This is a genomic window from Hymenobacter sp. YC55 (assembly GCF_029433095.1).
In the GTDB taxonomy this organism is placed as follows: domain Bacteria; phylum Bacteroidota; class Bacteroidia; order Cytophagales; family Hymenobacteraceae; genus Hymenobacter.
This window is the reverse complement of the sequence record NZ_JARNTX010000002.1, coordinates 1,507,403-1,525,470: the sequence shown is the minus strand read 5'-3', so window position 1 is coordinate 1,525,470 and position 18,068 is coordinate 1,507,403. Positions and strand designations below refer to the sequence as shown.

The window sequence follows — 18,068 nt, the reverse complement described above, 5'->3', positions numbered from 1 at the left end:
GTACCGCGCCGATGATGGCTGCCCACGTGGGTGGCTCCAGTACTCTGCTCCCTACCCGTCGCATGCTTCCAATACGTCAAAACATAAACCAGCTCACAGGCATCAACCGGACCTATAAGGCGGTGCTGATTGAAGTGTGTGAGCTGGTAGAGAACGGTACTAAAGGCAACTGCTCCGCCGATAACGACCACTTCGCCTCCCGCCTCTCGGCTAGCCTACGCACCATTTCGCGCACGTTAACTGGGCTGGAAAAGCTGGGGCTCATCGAGTCTTTTGGGGCCACCAATAAGCGCGTAATTCTGCCCACTCCAGGCCTGCGCGCCTGCTATGCTGGCACCGATACCACCGCTGCCTTAAATGCCCTCTCAGACGCCTTAATCAGCGCTACTTCTGACGGCCCAACTATAGACAAAACTATAGACAAACAGGGCGCAACTATAGACAGTTTGGCGCAAATGGCTATAGTTAAATCAGGCCCAACTATAGACAACCGTGACACAACTATAGACAACTGTGGTAGCAACTATAGCCAAACAGGGTCGCGCGTATATAGAGACGAACAGACGAGCATAGACGAACAGGAGGAGGAGGCGCACACGCTACGCTCCACCCTCGCCGCCGCCGAAAAAAAAATTAGGGAGCTAGAGGAAAAGTTGGCGGAAGTTACCCACCAACGAAACCAGCTCCGGGCCTCCGTTCTGGCCCAACGTCCTACCGGCGCTAACGCGTCGGCTTCGCACACTGGGGGGGCGGCGGGCGCTCCAAAAATGACGTTCGCCCAAAGCCAGTATGCCACGCCGGAAGGCTTCACCAAGCTGGCTACGGCCCTCACCTACCCCACCGCCTATGCTCCCCACTACCTGGCTCACATAGCCGTTGCAGCCGGGGAAGGATTGCGAGACGAGAAAGGCTGGCAAAACTTCGTCCGACGCTACCTAGAAATTGACGCCAACTCCGACAACGGTCTGATTACTACCCCTCCCAAAGATTCTTCGACAAATGCAAGCCAACGTTCAACTTCTTTCCCCCAACAGCGCGGTGGCCAGAAACCTACCGGCAACGCAGGTCAACTCGCTAGAGCCTTTGCTGAACGCCGGCGAAAACCCGGCGAGTAACACGGAGCTGGCCCTGGCAATCTCCGACCGCCAAACCGGTTTGAGCATTGCCCGGGCGCTGGAGTCGCCTCAAGTCTCCGTGCTCAGCCGGGAAGCTTACGGCGAAGTAGCCGAGGCCCTAGGCAACGTGCTGACGTTCTACGCGCAGTATTTCAACGTGGTACGCAACATCACAGACGTGCAAATCATGCTCCTCGTGCCGGACTTGTTGGAGCGCTACTGGAACTGGCACTTCGATGAGTTCCTGGTGGTGCTCAAGGAGGGCGTTGCCGGCCGGTGGGGCAAGGCTTACGACCGGCTTGACCCAGCCACCGTGCACGAGTGGTGCCGGCAATATGACGAGGTGCGGGGCGCGGAGCTGGAGCGCCAGGCCCAGCGCGAAGTCAAGCAGCACGTGCTAGCTGAGCGTACCACGGCCCCCAGGCGCTACGACAACGAGCACGCGTTTCGGCGTCATCTAGAGACATTCACCGATGCGGAGCTACGCAAGGGTATTGCATGGTATGAGCAGCACCCGGAAGATGAGTTTGCCGATGTTAAGCTCCGCCTGGCCTGTGAGGTGCTACTCGATCGCAAGCGACTGGAGCTGCTCAAGGCCGTCGTCAGCAAAGGCAACGATGATGGCACCTATGCCCGGGAGGCGTCCGAGGAAGAATACCAGCGCTTCCGCAACTCTTTCATTGCCGAGCGGGCCGCGGCCAAGCGTCCTCCTTCCCACCCCTCGTCAGCTGACAAGCGGGAAATAAACTGGCAACGTTTTTCCCTCCAGCAAAAGCCTGCCGCATGAGTAGCGCTCAGAAAAAGCGCGAATACCTGCGCACCCAGCCCACTGAGCGGCTATCCAAGCTGCTTACCATTTATGCCGCCGATCCGGAAGCAGTCAAGCTTATCGAGAAAGAAATTAATCGCCGCCAGGCACAAGGACAACCTTCCAAGCCCACCCTATGACCCGGATTAACTTCAACATCATCAAAGTACTGCGTAAAGCTTGTCAAGCTGCTACCCCCGCGCCGTGGCGGGTTACTCCTCCTAACTCTGTTGTTGGGTGCGCCCTGATGGCGCAGAAGGATCTTAATTCCGACCTAACTAACATTGGCCAAGGCCTCTCGCATGAGAATGCAGTGTTTGCCATGACTGCCCGGGCCTGGATGCCACGCCTGCTTGATGTAGCTGAAAAAGTGGTGGCGGCTCAGCAAACTGGCTCCGCTATCGTGATTGACATGACGCCGGACGTGGCCGAACTGCAACGCCAGCTAGACCGACTTAAGGATGCGCTCTACACAGTGGAGGGCTGGAGTGCCCACGATATTGACACATGGATGAACCACGACCCGAACACCGGCCTGCCCTGGTCTGCTCAGGAAGGAGGTGAGGCCGCATGAGCTTCGAGTTTATTGAAGGCGTCGGGATAGTGCATTTCAACCTGACCAAGCCGGCCCGGGTAGTGCCAGGCCACGAGCGGCACAAGTGGAGTCGCAAGCCTCTGCGAGGCCAGACGGCCGTCTGCCTCAAGTGCGGTACCGCTAAGTGCTATCGGCTCAGCTACGAGGTAGTGTACCGCCGCGCTGGGGAAGCTCAAATTCTAACGGAGCGCCCGACTTGTACTGGTGGCCAGAAAGGAGGTGAAGGAAAGCTACTGAGTGAACCAGAACACGAGCGCCAAGCATCCACCCAATAGCAGGCATAAAAGAAGAGCTCGCCAATGCTCCTGATATAAACGCAAGGGTGGATTAGGCCTTCTGGGCATGCCGCAAGATAAGAGGCCTTTCCCCGCTGGACCAGCTCAACAATGCAATAATTCTAGCTTTTTAGTTTGTGAAAAGCCTAAGCAGTCAAAGCAAAGTTCAAATTTGGAATGCAAGCAGTACGCATAGACTCATGACAACACAACCCATGATCGCCAAACGCAATTGGGTCTCATGCCCCATAACAAAGTGGTAATGATTCTTCATAAAAATCAGCAGTAGATGACTAAACGTAGTTCAATCAATATGCCAATAATGAAAAACTATCCGAACGTATCCTTTTCGTGGCTCAACGCATCTCTTTCCTTCACTAGGAACAAGCTACCACTACTCGCATCAAAGCAACTACCGTTTACTTGTCGCAATCGGTCCTCTCAAATTCTAGCATTCGTTGCTCTTATACGCTCCCAGGTCAGGGTAAGCCACGTTTCCGCTCTTATGCTTGCTTCCTCGGGATGGAGGCCTGATCGAAGCTGCTCACGCAGGTGACGATGGCCCTTAAGCCACATATGCCGCTCGGTAAGGGTCATACTCTGCCACCACTTGTCCCAACACAAATGGGTGCGATTTAGCTCACTTACTTGCTCCTGATAATGCGTCTCCCGATTCTCCATGGCCACTTTCGACTTGTTCTGACCGAAAGTAGGGGGGGGGGGGGAAGCGCGCAACTCGGCAATAAACAAATATTTACATCAATCTCGACACTGTTATCCTCTCTTGCGTCAACGATAGAGAAATCACTCACTTGATCTTCTAATCTATAATGTTAGTCATCTCTCCCCCAAATCGAATATGGTCACGCAATTCTCGATGCCGCTTTAGCCACATCTTTTTCTCCTGCTTCTTCAGGCTGTTCCACCAGTGATCAAATAGGATTCTATCAGCGGCTTCTTCCTCGGTTTCTCCGTGCTGTACTTCTTCTTGCCCATCCATCGGAATATATTCTACTGAATATATATATACGAGGTTGACAGAATAAAGCTCGACAATCAATTATAAATGCAAACTCAACTGGATGCACGTGAGACGTGATGTGCCAGCACCCCTAATATTTATATGATACGCACCGCCTCCCGAGTCGATGCCAACCAAAAGCAAATCGTGACCGCACTGAGGCAAATAGGTGCCTCAGTGCTGCATGTGCATCAACTCAAGAACTGCTTTGATATCCTCGTCGGGTATCGAGGCCGAACCTTCCTCATCGAAATCAAGACTTCCGAGAAGGAGAAGCTGACTGATGGAGAAGCCGAATTCAAAGCCAGTTGGCGGGGCTCTGAATACCACATCGTCTACTCGGTAGACCAAGCCATTCGCCTCGTAACCGCCCCTGCCCTACCCACTATGAAAACCAACTGCCTATGTCAAACATCTACGGCTAGTCTAATCTCATGAATACGTCAACCACTGCTCTGCCATCCTGCCTGTTCACCTTCCCCACCAGTACGCAGAAACTCCGAGAAACTACCCCGAATTTGAAACCACACCAGACTCGTCGAGCCTACACCCGAAAGGATTATAACTTCCTGCTACAGCACTATAGCGAGGCAACGGGGCCGAAGCTAGCAAAGCAATTGGGGCGCACCCTTGGGAGCCTGAAGGGGTTTATTCGGGCGAATCCGGAGTTGAGAAAAAGAGGAAGAATATAATTATAAAATACCCTAATTTCGGAGCCGCATTATTTGTGTTTCCACCATAGAACCATGGATCTTATAACTAAATTAATAGAATATTTAACTGACCCTAAAAGACACGTATCTTCTAAAGTTATTATATTAATATTTTTAGTATTATCAGCAATATTTATTAACGATATAACAGGATTCACATATTACTCTAACATTGAAAATAGAATAAGCAAGATTAAAGATATAACAGAACTACGGAGGGATTCGTCTTTATCTGCCTCTACTAAAGCAAAACTAATTGCTTTGGAAACAGAGGTAATGAATAGAAAGAATATAATAGAATATATGTCCTCTCTTGCTGCTGAAGCTTCAAATAGCATGCATGGCATTAGTTTTAAATATCCAAAGCAAGCACCTGACAAACATGCAGATGTAAGTGAAAAGCCCCAGATTGTTGTAAGTTCAATAGTATATCCAACAGCAAAAAGCGGCTTTATTCATTTAATGACTTCTAGTGGTATATATATTATAGTTGGTATTATTCTAGTCCCTATATTACTTGCTGCTTCAGCTAACTCTTCTCTTACAGATATATTAGGAGGTTTGCTGATTTTAGCAGTAATCACCTTTGGACTTTCATGGATTAATTACTTTCTATTCGGTTTGATTCCTCAAATCGGTAACTCATGGAAGTGGAATTACTACTTAAACTGTGTGTTACAAGTGCTTGTCATGATTTTTTATTATGTTCTAGGATCTAATGTGAAGACTAAAGCTTAGCTTATAAAAAGCTTTTCACCATAAATTTTTACCTGTTTAAAATTCAAGTATCTAATTCTATTTCTATCCTCAAACAATTTGGAGATTCGAACATCATATTGTTCTATTCACTCTGCCCCTTATATACGTGAGTCCACGCGTAACTACTCTCAAATCCAATAAAGAGAATCGTAATACCAAGATTCGCGAAGAGTTTCACAGACGCTATACCGAGGCGAAGAGGCCGCGCATGTATAGTCGCGAGTACGTCATCTCGCAATTGGCCCAGGAGTACTACCTGAGCATGGCCACCATTGAAGACATTGTATACAGCAAAGTAGAAAAGCAGGCTGCTTAACAACAAAGCCCCAATACATCATTGTATCGGGGCTTTATCTATATTCACATAACGCAATCAGTTAAGCACGGGCTATCATGGATATATTGTTGACTAATGTTATAACAGGTCTCTCAGCTCTAATTGGAGGGCTTTTAGGATTTGTATTAGCACGCTGGCTAGAAACACTTAAATATCAAGATCAAATTAGACTCAAAGCTGAAATAATAGCTGAACTACTTGCAGAGTCACAAGGGCACTCTGATGAAATAAAAAAGCTTAACAAGCTTCGTTATCAAGCATATTTATGGCTTCCATGTGATATAGCAGTTGAGCTTTCAAAGCTCACATCGCATGACAAAGATGCAAAAACACTCGCTGCTGTGCTGATTGATGTAAGGAAGCATCTTCGCGGAAAAGACAAACTTAAAGCCGGCGATATTCAGTCGTACTACGAAAAAAACGTTGCTTACATGCCTAGTCAAATTGGTTCTGCTCGACATGAGTAAGCCTAACTCTCTGGAAGCACGTAACCACCCTCTTCAAGTTCCGGTACCGGCCGGCGCCCTAGTCGCTCTTTCATCGTAAGGTTACTCACCAGCTCACCACGTCGCGCGCCGTCCTCGTCCGTCACCTCGGTGAGGTAGCCCATGGCTAGGCACCAGGCCTCCGGGTGCTGCGGCCGGTCCCGGCGGTAACTGCTGCGCACCATCGGCCCGAAGCCTTGCCCCTGGTGATGCTGCAGTGCCTCGTGTACCTTCTGAATCACCTGCAGCCGTGTCATGGCTGGCGTGCGCTGGCCACTGCCCTGGTAGGTCTCTTCCGACACCTCCACTGCTACTGTGAAGCGCAATAAGGCCTGTCCCGTCTGTACGCCTTGGCCTAAGTCGCGCCACGGAATATTCTCTACATCGATGTAAACGGCTGGGTAAGCAATCGGCTCCTGACTCTGATAGTCAAGCTGCGCCATATCAAGGTCGATCGTACCCAGTTCAGGCACCGTGGCGCGCAGGTGGTCGGCTAGTTGGGGAAAGAGGGTATGTAGCATGCTATTTCTTGGTTAGGATGGCATCAACGCCACTCTTCAGGTAGGTAATCACCTCCTCATTGAGGCGGCGGCTGGCGCCCATAAACTGGCGTTGGGGCAAGGTGCGGTTATCGTACTTGTGCCCCTCGTTATGCGCCTGGGCATACTCCGAATCGGTACTGATGGTCACGCTGTCGCTATCGAGGCTGTCGACGCGAATCGAGCGGCGAAGCGTGCCAGACTGCACCAACAAAGCACGCCCGCGGTCGGCTTTACCGGCTTTGCTCATCACCAGGCGAGTCGCCTTCTTACCAGATTTGCGCTTATAGCGGCGGACCTTGCGGTTAGGCCAGGCCTGCTCTACGCCTGCCTCATTCTGGAAGCTCTGGCGCTTGAAGTTGCCCACGAATTCGCGCACGGCTAGCTGACCCACCGTCTTCGGTGCCCGGGTCATAAACGTCTGGATTCGGGCGGCTTCCCGCTCCAGCTGCTCGAATACTTTCTTACTGGCCATCGGGAAGGTCCTTGGTAAAGCGAATCACTTTGTCCTGCTCTCCAGCATCGAGGGTGGAGAAGTAAGGATGCTCAGTAGGGAAGATGGTGCCGGTCTGGCCAACATTGCTATTGAAGAGTGGATCCGGCTCCGGTAATGCCGGCAGGATGCTAGCCGGAGTGGGTCGGTCGGTCGGACTCGCGGCAATCACGGTGCACCGGCACAACCATCCATTCGGCGGGTAGTGGGTCTGCCACCACGGGTGTGAAGCTGGCAGCTTGACGTTATCCCAGGCCAGGTGCTCCGGCCGTACCCGGCTATCCCCTACCGTCTCGTACTGGAGCACAGTATCGGCATCGTAGTCCTGCCACCGGGAGGCCATTTGCGAACTGGCCACGGCGTGCTCATACTCGGCCGACAACCACCGCACATTGTACTGGTCATGCAGCTGCAGGGCCTCCTTCCGAAACTCCCGCCACGGCTTACGCTGGCCTGCTTCGTCAAGCAATAGCCCGCTTAGCTCCCGAGCTTGGTGCATCGTCTTAGCAGCCGAAAAGAACTGCACGTTCTGCTTGAGGAAAGCGAGTGCCTTCTCATCGGCAACCCCATAGCCTACCTTGACGGCTTGCAGCAGACGGTTGCTAGTGGCTGTAAATAAGCCTAGCTGTACAGCTCCTACCTGCTGCGCCTGGTGTACTTGCTCCGCTAGTAGCAGGAACTCACTAAGCAGTTGCTTAGCAGTTTTCTCGTCTGGCGTCGCGTTGCGCACATCGGCCATCTCGTGGCCATGGTGCGTACAGGCGCGGGCGTATAGCGCTGCTACACCCGCGCCGGCATCTTTCCCGGCACCGGTGGTGTGCCTGGTACCACTGGAGCAACCACCGGCTCTGGCTTCTCTTCCACCTCAACGCCGAACGTATCGAGGATGTACTTTGCCGGCACACGGTAGCCCGAGTGCTGCATAATGCCTGCTACAATGTCCCACTGCTCTTTCTTGGTGAGGGTTTCCGTCTCGTCCCACTTGAACTCAAAGCCTGCCACGGGATAGCCATGCAGCAGCAGCTTATCCCAGATTTCCCACATCACTAGGTTGCGCACGTACATCTTGTCGGCCTTGGTGTACTTCTCGCTTACGCGCTCGTGCACCTCTGCTTGGCTACGGCTACTGCCGTTTTCCGTGGTCATCGTCTGCCCTAAGACCAGCTTCGAAAGCTCGGCATTGGGGTAGTCGATCATACCAGCAAACACGCCATCCTGAAAGTTTTGCGGGGTGTGGTAGGTGAAATCCGAGGCGCCTGGAGGCAGAATAGCATACGCTGCTCTACCCATGTTGCGGAGCATATTTTCTACTTCTACCCGGTCCTCATCACCCAGATCCATCTTCACCGTGCGCACCGGCAAGGCAAATCGGTCGCAGTATTCAGCCCAGGCCTGCATGGCGTTTTTCTTCCACACCACGTGCGGAATAGCCTTGTGCAGCAAGCCCAAATCCTTGGGGTTGCCTAGCTGCAGCAGCCACTGCGCTTCGAGGCCTTCCCGGTAAGGAATACCGGTAGAGCTGCCGGGCCTATCCCGAATAATGCCCCACTCGGGAACCACCATTTCGGGCTGGATTAGCTCGGTGCTGGAGAACTCTCCATCGACTGGTACGCCTAGCTCTACCACGCGCGCGCCCCAGTAGATAGCCTCCATAGCTTCCTTGAGGATGTTGAAAAACCAAGGCGTCATGAGCATGCGCGTCAGCTTCTCATCTTCCACTTGCCCTTTAATACTCACTACCTTAAAGGGCTGGCAGAGAATGTTTAATGTGCGCGTTTCGGTGACGCTGGTGAGGTGCGAATCGATAACAGCCTCCCGATACAACCGGTACAATTCCGTGCGGTCTGGGTAAGCCTTGTTTTCCGCATTGGCCAGGGCCATACGCCAGTGGCTCAGGTCCGCTTTGATGCGGGAGGTCTGATGCTCCTGGATCCGGCTCGTTACGGAGCGACGCCCCATCTTGGTGATGTTGGTATTAACGGCGCCTACCTGGGCCTGGAGTCGTTGATGCAGGTTCATAGCTTACCAGCTGAGAGATTGTTGCGGAGCGGAGCCCCATTTAAAGCCCCCGTTGCGTTCGTTGACTGGCAACAGAGGTAAATCGGCCGATATCTTGCCGGCGGCCACCGCCTTCAGCCACTCCACTGCCTGGTCGTAGCGGTCGATGCGCTTCTCGGGCATTTGCACGCGCCCATGACGAGAATGCACGGTGTAGAGCGTGATATCGATCAGGTAAGTGATGAGGAGCTGACTCCGCTGCTCACCGGTGGCGCCGAAGATCTTCGCCACGTCGTAGCGCGTGCGCAGGTAGCTTTCAATGAACTGCTGGGCAAATAGTTCGGCTTTGGGTAGGGCCGCTGCATTGCCCTGTAGCACCACATCGAGCTGGTCTTGCCGGATCTGGGTGCCATAATCGTCGGTAATAAGAAAAGCCATAGCTAAAAGGCGCGTTGGTGAACGTCGGAGCGGTTGCCCACGGCGGGTTTGTTGCTGCCGGCCCGCTGGAAGGCGCGCCATTCATTCTGGAAGCAGCGGCAGAGGAAATAGTCGTTGGCATCAGTAGCGTGGCCATAAGGCTCATAGCTCACCTTGGTTTTGGGGTCGGTGACCTTCTTTTTGTCCTTGGTGCCGTCACTGGCTTTCTTCACCTTCTGATAGTCGGTGGTGGTCACGTTGCACTTGCGGTCGAAGCGCAGCTCGATACCATCCTGTTGCTTTTCCAGAATCGCATCAACCCACAGCCCGCGCATCGATACCGAGGGCGCCGCCGCTTCCACTCGAAGCGTAACCTTAGGCAGCCGCTTCAGCTCCCGAACGACAATGGTAAAGTCGTTGTGCCCTTGCTCGTTTCGGGTGTCGCCTTGCTTGCCGGCGGGGTCGCCATAAATGAATACCTCAGCTTGGTGCTTGCCATACCGGCGCATGAAGGCTTGGCAAGCCGTGATGGTGTTGTTGTGCTGATTGATCTCATCAATCTGTGTTGCTTGTTTGCCGCGCACCTGCCAGATGTTGAGCGTGACACCAGGTGTGAGGTTGAAGTCCAGCGTAATGTGCAGTGGCAGGTCCACGTCGTAGGTACTAGCGTAGTCGCTCACGTGCAGCTGCGTATCAAAACTCGGGTAGAACTCACCACCCGTTTTTTCTACCGCATTCCAGTCTCCGCCAAGCAGGCGTTGCCGGTCGTAGTCCTTGAGCTGCTCCAGACTCTTTTTGTAGGTGGCCACAAACGCCTTATCGGGGTTGTCGGTCACCAGGGCCTGAATTACTTTCTGGTAGGGCTTGAGCTCGACGGGGTTGTTGTCGGCATCATAAACGTACTTGAGCCGTACCCACGTGTAGCCCGGGTTGCAGGTCACGAGCAGCTTAGGAATCAACCCGAACTCAGGCAGCATCCAGCGAATACGCGACTTGATGATATCCGCGCCTTTCTCCGGTACGCCGTCATTCGCTTCCTCAATCCAGCAATCCGTGATTTCCAACGAGCCCAGCCGCTGGTAGTCTTCATCACTGGGGCTATACGCCAGTTCCTTGAAAATCTCCCGGCTGCCGTTGGCGAATACCAGGGCCTCGGGGGCTCCAGAGCGCGACTTATACCAGTAGTCCTTGCCCATCACTAGGCCCCACGCTGCCAGCACCTTGAAGTAGGTCACAAGCGTGGATTCCTTGATGTCGATGAGGCGGGTACGTGCCGTCACCCCCCGGCTGCCTGGATAGCGCAGCCGGCGGTAGATCTTCCACGAGGCGCCTAGAAACGACTTCCCGCCGCCGGCGGCACCGCCGTACATCACTTCCTCCGTCGTGTCGTCTTCCAGGGCCTGCCACGCCAGGTGCTGTTTCCAGGAAGGCTGGAAATTAATGTTCACCATCAGGTTCAGGGGGCGCGGGGGCCTGGTACGTGAAATTGAAGACGCCAGGCAGGGTGTGCTCCGTTTCGGATTTCTCCTTGAAGCCTTCCACCAGCTGCACGAATAGCTTAGCCGCGGCCGTATCGGGCGGATAGTGCTCAGTGTATTCGCACTCTTCCACACTGGAGCCAAGACCTGAGCCTTGTGAGACGGTGAGGAATTTCACCGCTGGGTGCGAGTAGCCCACGGCCCGCTCGTAGAGCTTGAGAATCACGTTTGGCGTCAAAGCCTGGAATACGTTGCTCTTGCCGTCACCTAGCTTTACCCGCTTCAGGTGCGCCTTTACCGTCTTGTCAGTTAAGCCAGTAGCTGCTACCAGCTCTTGCACAGTAGGCTTGCGCATCTCCCGGCGAATGATGCGCGCTATCTCCTTCTGGATTTTGGCCCGGTTGCGTTGGGAGTCTTGACGTTCTTCGTTCGGATTCGAGGGCATAAGTGCCTCAAAGCTGCCGTAAAAGCGCTTTTTCCTCAATTTACTGTGGAGGCTTACGGCAATTTTTGCCGTGACTTACGGCAAAAATTGCCGTGCCCTTCCAGGCCAATTTGCCCCCTGCGTGGCAGGGGGCAAGTTTTGGGGCCTAATGCAGCGCGAATTCCGACTATTTGAGCAAATCGAGATGTGGCACGCCGCCCAACTCGACACCTTCCTCTCCGAACTGGAGGCGAGCGGAGCGCGCACGGCCACGATCCGCATCAACTCCCCTGGGGGCTCGTGGATGGCCGGGCAGAAGATGCGCGGCTACATCCTAGCCAGCAAACTGAAGGTAACGACCGTGAACGAGGGCCTGGTGGGCTCCGCGGCTACGTTGCCTTTCGCCGCCGGCGCCGTGCGCCAGTGCCAGGCCCACGCCAAGTTCATGATGCATCAGGTTTCGGGCAACGTCTCGGGCCAGGTAAAGGACTTGAAAAAGGCCCTGGCTTCGCAGGAAGCCCTGAACCGCTCCACCGCGGAAATGTACGTGGTGGCCTCTACCAAGACGGTGGAGGAATGGGAACAGATGATGGAGGCCGAAACGTGGATTGGTGCCGAGGAAGCGCATCAAATGGAATTCTGCACGGAAGTGCTCCCGGCCAAACCGGGTCAGGTTGCCGCCGACGCCAGCATGGCTGCCGCCGACGTGCACCAATACTACATGTCACTACTCCCCCAACAAGACGAGATGAAGCTCGACGAAGTGAAGAATGCGCTGGCTACGGCTGGCATCAAGTTGGCCGATAACGCCACCGAAGCCGACGTTCTAGCGGCTATTGCCAAGTTGAAAAACGAGGCCAAGCAGCCGGACGCTCCCGCTGCCAAGGCGGAGGATGAAATCGAAATCGGCAAGCTAAAGAAGCAGCTGAAAGAGTTGGAAGATGCCCGCAAAGGGGATCAGGCCCAGCGCATTGAGGAGGTAGTGAACAGCGCGGTAAGTGCCGGCAAAATCACGGCTGCTCAAAAGCCCGCTTACACGGCCTTGCTCGGGGTGGACTTCACCAACACGGCCAAGATCCTGGGTGAGATGCCCGGCCGTCAATCAGTAGCCCATCGCGTCAACGGCCAAGCGGCTAGCAGCGTCGCTGTTACCGAGGCCCGCAATGATTGGGACTTCGACAAGTGGAGCAAAGAAGACGAGAAGGGCTTGCTCGCTATCAAGCGCAACGACCCCGACAAATACCAGAACCTGCTAGACGGCATCAAATAAGCCGATTAGTACCTGGCTCACCCTTTCTCAGTGCCCTCTCAAATCTGCTTTTCAACTTCATTTATAATGAAAACTCTGTCTCTCCTTTCTAAGCTGACTATCGGCTTTTTTGTAGCACTTTTTGTCGGTGTCATTCTCGCTCCAGCGTTGGGGGTGTCGCCGCTGGCTATCGGGGGCGGCCTGTTCGCCGCTCAGGTAGTTCGCTCTTGCGTGCGCCCCGTGGCCATGCCAGGCCTCGCCTTTGATGATGTACTAACCTCCATCTTCACCCGGGATTTGCAGAAGATTCTGTTCCCGGATAATAGCTTTTATAAGCGCACCAAGAGGCTAAACACGGCAACAGACGCACCAGGTACTGCGGCTGCCTCTTATCAGATTCCTCAAGAACTCCAGATGCCGGAGGGCATTGTGGATCCAGCCACGTTCCCGCTGGAAGTAGAAGAGTTGGAAGGCGGTAACGAGATTGTGACGCTGAGTTTGTTGGCCACTAAGCCGACCCGCCTTGGGGATAAGGAGTTGCTAGAAGTGAGCTACGACAAGCGCGCCAGCGTGCTGTCGCTGCACAGCGCCGTGCTCGATCAAATGGCGGCTGGCGTTGCCCTGAACCGCATGTCGCAGGTGGCTTCTAGTGCCATTGTGCTGACTTCCGGTGCGGCCGCCGCCGCTGCTCTGCCTGGTCTAACCGGCAACCGCAAAGCTGTTACCAAAGACGACATCATCAAGGGCTGTGAAATTCTGGACCGTACCGACATGCCGGGCCAGCGCTACGGCCTGGTAGGTGCTACGCAGTACAGCGAACTGCTCAAGATCGAGCACTTCGTCGACTACAATAAGACTGGCAACGCCTCGGCCCTGCTCACGGGTGCGGTTGGGGAGCTAATGGGCGTAAAGTGGTACAAGCGTAGCACGGGTGCCATGTTCACCGGTGCTGGTGCTGCCAAGGCAGCTGGTTCCGCTGCTGCGGCCGACGACAACGAAGGCATGCTCCTCTGGATTGAGGACGCTATCGGTCGCGTGGAAGGCTCGGTAGAAGTGTACATCAACGAAAAGCAGGCACAGTACCTGGGCTCGCTGATGAACAACGCCGTGCGCTTCGGCATGAAGATCCTACGCACCGATAAGAAAGGTGTAGTAGCTATCCGGCAGTCTGCCGCCGCCTAAAGTGCGCGCCCTTCGGCTCGTAACCCTGCTGCTGCTGCTTGGCCTTCAGGCCTGCAGCAGCAGCAGGGTGAACAACCTCACTTACTGGCCTGGAAAGAAGACGGTAGCCAGTCGCACTGCCAAGTGGGGCTTATCTCATCGCAGCAACACCAACAACCGCTAAGCCCTCATGCAGCTGAGCCTAAAACGCACCACGTTCACAGCCGAGAGCACCATCGGCAAGCTGTCCATTGACGGCCGGTATGAGTGCTTGGTACTGGAAGATGTGGTGCGCAAGGCTGGCGCGGCGAAAGTGTATGGCAAAACAGCCATCCCGGCCGGCACCTACCCGGTGACCATCACCTACTCGAACCGCTTCCGCCGGCTCATGCCGCTGCTCGGTAACGTGCCGGGCTTTGCCGGCATCCGGATCCACAGCGGCAACACAGCCGCCGATACGGAAGGCTGCTTGCTGGTCGGCATTACCGAGAGTAAAGATTTCGTGGGCAATAGCCGCGCTGCTTATGCATTGCTCTACGCCCGCATCAAAGAGGCTTTAGACGCCGGCGAGCCGGTCACAATTACTGTATCGTGAGTGCGCAATCTACTACTAGTGAATGGGTGAAGTGGGGCATCGGTATCGCCATCGTTCTCGGTGGCGGTGCCTTTGGCTCTGCACTTCGCTACGAAAACCGCATCACGACGGTAGAAAACGCGCAGACGACGCAGAAAACGGCTTTCGATCAGCACGTGGCGGATTCCAAAGAAGCCAAAGCGGAATTGAACCGCCGCATTGCTGGGGTCGAGGATGGCAATAAGCAAGTACTCGACAAGCTGGGCGAAGTGAAAGAAGACGTGGCGGCCATTCGGGGCGCCCTCAACATCCCTAAATCCAGCCATCGATGAAATTCCTCTTGCTTGCCTCAGCTGGCTTGCTCATGGCTAGCAGCTGCGCCGTCCTTCAGAGTCCAGAGAAGAAGGTAGCTGACTTTGTGGCCAACCATCCGGACCTGGTTCGGCCTGAGACGGTGAAGGTGTATGTGCCTTTCCGCGTGCCGCAGGTAATTATCCGCAAAGAGTTTGTGCCCGTGCACGACACGGTGTGGATCCAGCGCGAAGCCTGGCAGCTCGACTCGCTGATCAGCAACCTGCAGGCGTCACTGGACTCCACGCAGAAAGCCGCTGTGAAAGCAGCCGTTACGCCTTTTGTCTTAGACCGGCCCGTTCTGCGGGACACGTTGTGTTTCGACACGTTGGGCGTACAAGGCCGCTTCTGGCGAGTAGGGCGCAACTACAAGCTCGAAATTATTCGGGCGGCTATCCAAGGCAGAGCCGCCGGTACCGTGATAGCGCCCAAGCTGAGGATCTACCCTCAGGTGCTGCACTTCAGCTGGTACGACCCGCGCGGCTGGGTATGGTGGTGGCTGCTCTTCCTCGGCTTTGCCGCCGGGGCCAGCCTCACCTGGTGCCTGTTCTCGCTCACCTTACGCGCCGCTCGATGAAAACGCTGCTTACTCGCTTTCGGGCGGAAATGCCCACGTTTTGGCGCCGGGCGCAGAAGCTGGCCCTGTTTGCCCTGGGCGTGATTGCCGCGATCAAGCTGGAGCCGGAACTGATTCCCGAATTGCTATTGCCCTATCTGAAGTACGCCTTCATCTTTTTTACCACCGTCGCCGGCACGGCGCAATTCACTTGTAAAGATGGCCAAAGCCAAGAAGACCCCCGCAACTGAAGGCGCCACTTCGGCTCCTAACTATGACGCCTATTTTGAGGCGAATCCGGAAACGGATACGCTTTACGTCTCCAGTGACGGGCAAGTGTTCACCCACGAAGGCTGGTGCAAATCGCACGTGAAGTTCTTGGAAGACAAGAACATTACGACGATTGAGCGCGAAACCGAAGAAGTCGATGCCGAGGAAGAAGAAACTCCAGCCGTCTAGTGCGGACCTGGCCCGGGCCCGCGCCACCATGCGGGCCCTGGACCTGACCACACTCTATGGCAACGGGGACGGCGCTTACTTCCGCACCCTTGCCGCTGCCACTGCCTACAACAGTGGTACCACCTCCTCACTCCTTACTTACCTCCTCGACTAATGGCCAAATTGCCTGACGTTCGCATTGTAAAGGGCCGCGGTGGCCTGGGCCGGCAGCGCCCCACCGAAGATGGTATCTCGGGTCTCATCACTCAGGGCGTGGCCGTGGTTGGGGGCCTGCAGCTCGGTACCGTCTATGAGCTGCGTTCGCTCCGCCAACTGGAGGCCTTGGGAGTGGATGAAGCCTACGACACCACCAACAGTGCGGATCTGTACTACCACGTGTCGGAATACTTCCGCCTGAGTCAAGGCAGCGTGCTCTACCTGATGGTTGTAGCCCGCACCGTGACCATGGCGGAAATGGCTGATAAAACGAAAACCTACGCCAAGAGCTTGCTAGCGGAAGCCGCTGGAAAGATCAAGCAATTGGCTATCTGCCTGGACTCTGCTGCTGGCTACGTGCCGGTGAGCGTGGACGGCTTGGATGGCGACGTAGTGGCCACCATTCCCAAAGCGCAGGCGCTCGCTGCGGAAGAGTTCAGCGAACACCGCCCCGTGCTGATTCTGCTTGCTGGTCACAGCCTAGCGGCCTCGGTCGCTGGCTTGCTCGACTTGCGGGGCCAGAGTGCCGAATACGTAGCGCTAGTCGTTGGCAGTGACCACCTCAACCGCCCGGGCGTGCCGGCCATCGGTACCGCGTTGGGCACGGTAAGCTATGCGCAGGTACACGAGAATATTGGCTGGCTTGACAAATTCAACCTGGCTTCCGACGGCCGTTTCCTCAGCGCGGGCCTGAGCAACGGCAAGAGCCTAGGGCAGCTGCTACCTGGTGACCTGGAAGCGTTGCACACCAAAGGCTATTTGTTTGCGAAGACCCACGTCGGCTTTGATGGCTTTTACTGGAATGACTCGCACACGTGCACGAGCCTGGCCAGCGACTACGCGTACATCGAGAACGTGCGCACTAGCAACAAAGCCGCTCGCGTAGTTCGCCAAGCGCTGCTACCGTCGCTACTCGGCCCGTTGCCCCTCAACGAGGACGGTACGCTTCGGGCGCAGACGGTCGGGGAACTGGAGGCCAAGGGTAAAACGGCGCTCGATGCTAACCTGGGCCGCGCGGGGGAAATTTCGGCTTCCGACGTGTACATCAACCCGGCGCAGGACGTGCTGGCCACGAGCCTCGTGGAAGTAGATTTTACCATCGTGCCGGTGGGTACGGCCCGCGAAATCGTTGCGACGGTCGGCTTCGCCAAATCTCTCTAAGCCATGAATTACACCCCTCTTATCAACGGCGTGGCCTATTCGTGGGCCGATATCAACGTCCAGCTGCTCGGCAAAACCTTAATCGGCATCTCGGAAATCACCTACGAAGACGAGCAGGAGATGGTCGACAACTACGGGGCGGGCAACAATCCTTCGAGCCGCGGCTACGGGCAGAATAAGCCTACGGCTTCGATGAAGGTGGAAGCCAAGGAGTTGGAGCGCTTGGTTGACGCCGTGCCCTCGGGCCGTATCCAGGACATTCCGCCCTTTCCCATTGTGGTGAGCTTCGTCAATTCGGTTAACCGCGTGGTGACCCACAAGCTCATGAATGCCCAGTTTAAGAAAAACAGCCGGAATAGCAAAGCCGGTGATACCAACATCGAGGTGGAAGTTCCCCTCATTATCTCGCACATCCTGTGGAAGTAGCTGCTAAAACCCTCGACGAGTTGAAGAAAGAGCACGGAGACGTGCAGACGCTTACGTTGAAAGACAAAGCTGGCAACGTTGTAGCCGTCGCCCATCTGAAGGAGCCAGGCCGTAGCGTCGTAGCGCGCTCGATGTCCCTGATTGCCCAAAACAAGCCGATGGAAGCGGGCGAATTTATTCTGGAGAACTGCTTTGTGGGGGGCAACGACCAGGTGCTGACCAATGAAAAGTTGAAGATGTCGGCTGCCATGCAAGTCATTGCGTTGGTCGAGCTGCTCGACGGCGAGCTTAAAAAAAACTAATTCCGCTGCCGGTCGACGCGCGCGATCGGAAGGACGGCTTGCGCAAGGCAGACGCACTAATCAGCTACTACCTCCACATTCCAAATCCGGAAGATCTTTCCGATGAAGCGTGGCAGGACAAAGCAGGACAAGCGCAGTGGCTGCATAAAATAATCAACGAGCAACAGTAAGGGGAGC

General features: G+C 55.1%; 28 protein-coding genes. 20 read left to right on the top strand and 8 right to left on the bottom strand.

Going from position 1 to position 18,068, the window contains the following annotated elements; genetic code table 11:
- Nucleotides 1–62 precede the first annotated feature (62 nt).
- The 5 genes from P1X16_RS19705 to P1X16_RS19685 are packed head-to-tail and all read left to right on the top strand — an operon-like array spanning nt 63 to nt 2,793.
- Nucleotides 63–1,115: a helix-turn-helix domain-containing protein gene (locus P1X16_RS19705; RefSeq protein WP_277232622.1), complete on the top strand. Its 1,053-nt coding sequence runs from the start codon at nt 63–65 to the stop codon at nt 1,113–1,115.
- Nucleotides 1,084–1,902: a hypothetical protein gene (locus P1X16_RS19700; protein ID WP_277232620.1), complete on the top strand. Its 819-nt coding sequence runs from the start codon at nt 1,084–1,086 to the stop codon at nt 1,900–1,902. The genes P1X16_RS19705 and P1X16_RS19700 overlap by 32 nt, the downstream gene beginning before the upstream one ends.
- A complete protein-coding gene (locus tag P1X16_RS19695) occupies nt 1,899–2,063 on the top strand; it encodes a hypothetical protein (protein WP_277232617.1) in 165 nt (54 codons plus the stop codon). The genes P1X16_RS19700 and P1X16_RS19695 overlap by 4 nt, the downstream gene beginning before the upstream one ends.
- Entirely contained in the window at nt 2,060–2,497 is a 438-nt protein-coding gene (locus P1X16_RS19690; protein WP_277232612.1) for a hypothetical protein, read from the top strand. Before P1X16_RS19695 ends, P1X16_RS19690 begins: the two co-directional genes overlap by 4 nt.
- The gene (locus tag P1X16_RS19685) at nt 2,494–2,793 is read left to right on the top strand and encodes a hypothetical protein (RefSeq protein WP_277232609.1); all 300 of its coding nucleotides are present in this window, start codon (nt 2,494–2,496) and stop codon (nt 2,791–2,793) included. Before P1X16_RS19690 ends, P1X16_RS19685 begins: the two co-directional genes overlap by 4 nt.
- An 820-nt stretch (nt 2,794–3,613) precedes the next feature.
- On the opposite strand, the gene P1X16_RS19680 is transcribed toward P1X16_RS19685, so the two are convergent.
- Nucleotides 3,614–3,853, bottom strand: coding sequence for a hypothetical protein (locus P1X16_RS19680; RefSeq protein WP_277232606.1), 240 nt, complete (start codon nt 3,851–3,853; stop codon nt 3,614–3,616).
- Nucleotides 3,854–3,916: 63 nt separating this feature from the next.
- Between P1X16_RS19680 and P1X16_RS19675 the strand changes: the two genes are divergently transcribed.
- The 4 genes from P1X16_RS19675 (at nt 3,917) to P1X16_RS19660 (ending at nt 6,090) form a co-directional block, all read left to right on the top strand.
- The gene (locus P1X16_RS19675) at nt 3,917–4,252 is read left to right on the top strand and encodes a hypothetical protein (RefSeq protein ID WP_277232604.1); all 336 of its coding nucleotides are present in this window, start codon (nt 3,917–3,919) and stop codon (nt 4,250–4,252) included.
- A gap of 308 nt (nt 4,253–4,560) precedes the next feature.
- Nucleotides 4,561–5,265 carry a hypothetical protein gene (locus P1X16_RS19670; RefSeq protein ID WP_277232600.1) on the top strand — a complete coding sequence of 235 codons (705 nt, stop codon included), beginning with the start codon at nt 4,561–4,563 and terminating at the stop codon, nt 5,263–5,265.
- Between the two features lie 127 nt (nt 5,266–5,392).
- Complete coding sequence (locus P1X16_RS19665; RefSeq protein WP_277232598.1) at nt 5,393–5,602, top strand: hypothetical protein; 210 nt, start codon at nt 5,393–5,395, stop codon at nt 5,600–5,602.
- Between the two features lie 77 nt (nt 5,603–5,679).
- Nucleotides 5,680–6,090, top strand: coding sequence for a hypothetical protein (locus tag P1X16_RS19660; RefSeq protein ID WP_277232595.1), 411 nt, complete (start codon nt 5,680–5,682; stop codon nt 6,088–6,090).
- A gap of 2 nt (nt 6,091–6,092) precedes the next feature.
- Here P1X16_RS19660 and P1X16_RS19655 read toward each other — a convergent pair whose 3' ends face one another.
- From P1X16_RS19655 to P1X16_RS19625, 7 genes are read right to left on the bottom strand one after another with little or no spacing between them, the layout of a single operon-like run.
- Nucleotides 6,093–6,629 carry a hypothetical protein gene (locus tag P1X16_RS19655; protein WP_277232592.1) on the bottom strand — a complete coding sequence of 179 codons (537 nt, stop codon included), beginning with the start codon at nt 6,627–6,629 and terminating at the stop codon, nt 6,093–6,095.
- A gap of 1 nt (nt 6,630) precedes the next feature.
- Nucleotides 6,631–7,122: a phage virion morphogenesis protein gene (locus P1X16_RS19650; RefSeq protein WP_277232590.1), complete on the bottom strand. Its 492-nt coding sequence runs from the start codon at nt 7,120–7,122 to the stop codon at nt 6,631–6,633.
- Nucleotides 7,112–7,879, bottom strand: coding sequence for a phage minor head protein (locus P1X16_RS19645; RefSeq protein ID WP_277232587.1), 768 nt, complete (start codon nt 7,877–7,879; stop codon nt 7,112–7,114). The genes P1X16_RS19650 and P1X16_RS19645 overlap by 11 nt, the downstream gene beginning before the upstream one ends.
- 41 nt (nt 7,880–7,920) lie before the next feature.
- Complete coding sequence (locus tag P1X16_RS19640) at nt 7,921–9,159, bottom strand: DUF935 family protein (RefSeq protein WP_277232584.1); 1,239 nt, start codon at nt 9,157–9,159, stop codon at nt 7,921–7,923.
- Between the two features lie 3 nt (nt 9,160–9,162).
- Nucleotides 9,163–9,576 (bottom strand): phage protein Gp36 family protein, encoded by a 414-nt coding sequence (locus P1X16_RS19635; RefSeq protein WP_277232582.1) that lies wholly within the window; start codon nt 9,574–9,576, stop codon nt 9,163–9,165.
- Between the two features lie 2 nt (nt 9,577–9,578).
- Nucleotides 9,579–11,006 (bottom strand): phage terminase large subunit, encoded by a 1,428-nt coding sequence (locus tag P1X16_RS19630; RefSeq protein WP_277232578.1) that lies wholly within the window; start codon nt 11,004–11,006, stop codon nt 9,579–9,581.
- The gene (locus tag P1X16_RS19625) at nt 10,993–11,478 is read right to left on the bottom strand and encodes a hypothetical protein (protein ID WP_277232576.1); all 486 of its coding nucleotides are present in this window, start codon (nt 11,476–11,478) and stop codon (nt 10,993–10,995) included. The genes P1X16_RS19630 and P1X16_RS19625 overlap by 14 nt, the downstream gene beginning before the upstream one ends.
- A 148-nt stretch (nt 11,479–11,626) precedes the next feature.
- On the opposite strand from P1X16_RS19625, the gene P1X16_RS19620 reads away from it, so the two are divergent.
- The 11 genes from P1X16_RS19620 to P1X16_RS19570 all read left to right on the top strand — a co-directional run bounded on the left by P1X16_RS19620 (nt 11,627) and on the right by P1X16_RS19570 (nt 17,891).
- Entirely contained in the window at nt 11,627–12,727 is a 1,101-nt protein-coding gene (locus P1X16_RS19620; protein WP_277232574.1) for an ATP-dependent Clp protease proteolytic subunit, read from the top strand.
- A 66-nt stretch (nt 12,728–12,793) separates the two neighbouring features.
- Entirely contained in the window at nt 12,794–13,888 is a 1,095-nt protein-coding gene (locus tag P1X16_RS19615) for a phage capsid protein (protein WP_277232571.1), read from the top strand.
- Nucleotides 13,889–14,057: 169 nt separating this feature from the next.
- A complete protein-coding gene (locus P1X16_RS19610; RefSeq protein ID WP_277232569.1) occupies nt 14,058–14,462 on the top strand; it encodes a DUF5675 family protein in 405 nt (134 codons plus the stop codon).
- Nucleotides 14,459–14,773 (top strand): hypothetical protein, encoded by a 315-nt coding sequence (locus tag P1X16_RS19605; protein ID WP_277232566.1) that lies wholly within the window; start codon nt 14,459–14,461, stop codon nt 14,771–14,773. The genes P1X16_RS19610 and P1X16_RS19605 overlap by 4 nt, the downstream gene beginning before the upstream one ends.
- Nucleotides 14,770–15,369 (top strand): hypothetical protein, encoded by a 600-nt coding sequence (locus P1X16_RS19600; RefSeq protein ID WP_277232564.1) that lies wholly within the window; start codon nt 14,770–14,772, stop codon nt 15,367–15,369. Before P1X16_RS19605 ends, P1X16_RS19600 begins: the two co-directional genes overlap by 4 nt.
- On the top strand, nt 15,366–15,599 hold the full coding sequence (locus tag P1X16_RS19595) for a hypothetical protein (RefSeq protein WP_277232561.1): 234 nt from the start codon (nt 15,366–15,368) through the stop codon (nt 15,597–15,599). The genes P1X16_RS19600 and P1X16_RS19595 overlap by 4 nt, the downstream gene beginning before the upstream one ends.
- Nucleotides 15,568–15,807 (top strand): hypothetical protein, encoded by a 240-nt coding sequence (locus tag P1X16_RS19590; protein WP_277232559.1) that lies wholly within the window; start codon nt 15,568–15,570, stop codon nt 15,805–15,807. Before P1X16_RS19595 ends, P1X16_RS19590 begins: the two co-directional genes overlap by 32 nt.
- Nucleotides 15,776–15,961, top strand: coding sequence for a hypothetical protein (locus P1X16_RS19585; protein WP_277232555.1), 186 nt, complete (start codon nt 15,776–15,778; stop codon nt 15,959–15,961). Before P1X16_RS19590 ends, P1X16_RS19585 begins: the two co-directional genes overlap by 32 nt.
- On the top strand, nt 15,961–17,163 hold the full coding sequence (locus P1X16_RS19580) for a DUF2586 family protein (RefSeq protein WP_277232552.1): 1,203 nt from the start codon (nt 15,961–15,963) through the stop codon (nt 17,161–17,163). Before P1X16_RS19585 ends, P1X16_RS19580 begins: the two co-directional genes overlap by 1 nt.
- Before the next feature lie 3 nt (nt 17,164–17,166).
- Nucleotides 17,167–17,589: a hypothetical protein gene (locus P1X16_RS19575; RefSeq protein ID WP_277232549.1), complete on the top strand. Its 423-nt coding sequence runs from the start codon at nt 17,167–17,169 to the stop codon at nt 17,587–17,589.
- Nucleotides 17,580–17,891 (top strand): hypothetical protein, encoded by a 312-nt coding sequence (locus tag P1X16_RS19570; protein WP_277232546.1) that lies wholly within the window; start codon nt 17,580–17,582, stop codon nt 17,889–17,891. The genes P1X16_RS19575 and P1X16_RS19570 overlap by 10 nt, the downstream gene beginning before the upstream one ends.
- Nucleotides 17,892–18,068: the final 177 nt, after the last annotated feature.